At 76.9% G+C, this 1,589-nt stretch carries 4 protein-coding genes; 2 read left to right on the forward strand and 2 right to left on the reverse strand.

All coding sequences use genetic code 11. The annotated features are described in order from the left end of the window. Positions 1-80: 80 nt before the first annotated feature. Together CBZ_RS20400 and CBZ_RS20405 are read left to right on the forward strand one after the other, a co-directional pair. On the forward strand, positions 81-695 hold the full coding sequence (locus CBZ_RS20400; protein WP_246013579.1) for a class I SAM-dependent methyltransferase: 615 nt from the start codon (positions 81-83) through the stop codon (positions 693-695). Positions 696-703: 8 nt separating this feature from the next. Then, positions 704-898 (forward strand): hypothetical protein, encoded by a 195-nt coding sequence (locus tag CBZ_RS20405; protein WP_130783235.1) that lies wholly within the window; start codon positions 704-706, stop codon positions 896-898. Here CBZ_RS20405 and CBZ_RS20410 read toward each other — a convergent pair. Both CBZ_RS20410 and CBZ_RS22150 read right to left on the reverse strand, forming a co-directional pair. Further along, positions 871-1,341: a GNAT family N-acetyltransferase gene (locus CBZ_RS20410; protein WP_130783236.1), complete on the reverse strand. Its 471-nt coding sequence runs from the start codon at positions 1,339-1,341 to the stop codon at positions 871-873. The two genes, CBZ_RS20405 and CBZ_RS20410, sit on opposite strands and share 28 nt — an antisense overlap. Before the next feature lie 74 nt (positions 1,342-1,415). Then, positions 1,416-1,565, reverse strand: a complete 150-nt coding sequence (locus tag CBZ_RS22150) for an LPXTG cell wall anchor domain-containing protein (protein ID WP_218022843.1) — start codon at positions 1,563-1,565, stop codon at positions 1,416-1,418. Positions 1,566-1,589: the final 24 nt, after the last annotated feature.

Genomic DNA, 1,589 nt, shown 5'->3' on the forward strand with positions numbered 1-1,589 from the left:
GGGGGGGGGTACTGGGGTGGTCTTGACACGTCAGCCGGGGGTCGGTTGCCTGGCGTCGTGCGGACGACCCGGGCACCGGCGTGACGGCCCCCGGCGAGCACGTCGCCTACTGGGACCAGCAGGCGCCCTCCTACGACCGCACGACGGCGTGGATGGAGCGCCGGTTGCTCGCCGACGCGCGCGCGTGGGTCGCGGAACGGGTGCAGGGCCGCACGCTCGAGGTCGCCGTCGGCACGGGCGCGAACCTGCCGTACTACGCCGCGCGTGCGACCGACGTGACGGTCGTCGACCAGAGCCCCGCGATGCTCGACGCCGCCGCGCGGCGCGCGCGGACGCTGGGGCTGCACGTCGTGGCGCTGCGGGCCGACGCCGCGGCGCTCCCGTTCCCCGACGCGTCGTTCGACACCGTGCTGTGCACCTTCTCGCTGTGCTGCGTCGACGACGAGGTCGCGGTGCTGCGCGAGCTCGCGCGCGTCGTCCGTCCCGGCGGGCGGGTGCTGCTCGCCGACCACGTCGAGTCGTCCGCGGCCGTGTGGCGCGTCGGGCAGCGGCTGCTCGACCTCACGGGGCGACGGCACGGCGAGCGCTACCGGCGGCGGCCCCTGCTGCGGCTGCCGGAGGCGGGGCTGGTCGCGACCGAGCACGTGGCGTCGCGTCGGCGTCTGGTCGAGCGGGTCGCGGCCCGCCGCGCCTGAGGGCGCCCGTGCCCACTGGCGCGCCCGACGTGCTCGACGACCTCACCGACGTGCTCGACGACCTCACCGACGTGCTCGACGACCTCACCGACGTGCCCGACGACCAGACCTGTGCGGCGATCACTGCCGCGCGGCCGCCGACCTCGTCCGGTCGACCCGACGGCTCGGGCGGCGGTCAGGGCAGGGGGCGGCGCATCGCGTAGTTGGTCAGGGTCACGCCGCGGCGCACGGGGTGGTGCTCCTGCTCGACATGGAACCCGTGCGCCTCGAAGAAGGGCCGGGCCGTGATGCTCGCGCGGGTCGTCATGGACGTCGCGCCCAGGCGCACCGCCTCGTCGTGCGCCCACGTCAGGAGCGCGGAGCCGACGCCCGTCCGGCCCGCCCAGGGCGCGACGAACATCATGTCGACGTACCCGTCGGCGTCGACGTCGCTGAACCCCGCGACCCGCCCGTCGACCTCGGCGACGACCGTGCGCAGCGCCGCACGTCGACGCCCCCACACCTCGACGTCCAGGTCGTCGGGGGCCCAGGCGGCGACCTGCTCGGGCGCGTAGTCGGCGGCGGCGGTCGTGCGCACCGCGGCGAGGAAGACGTCGAGCGTCGCCTGCGCGTCGTCGTCGGCGTAGGGGCGCAGGAGCGGCGTCACCCCGTCACCGTAGCCGCGGGCTGGGTGACGGGGTGACGGTGCGACGACCTCGGTGGGATGTCCCAGGGTGACGGTCAGGCGCGGCGCCGACGAGCCAGCACGACGCCCGCCGCACCGAGCAGCAGCAGGACGCCGGCCGCGGCCAGGGTGGGCCCGACCGCCGCGCCCGTGCTCGACAGCCGACCGCCGGCCGCCGACGCGCGCGTCGTCCCGGTCCCGCCCACGGCCTGGCCGCCCGACGCCCCGCC

The sequence above is a fragment of the Cellulomonas biazotea genome (assembly GCF_004306155.1).
GTDB classification, from domain to species: Bacteria; Actinomycetota; Actinomycetes; order Actinomycetales; family Cellulomonadaceae; genus Cellulomonas; species Cellulomonas biazotea.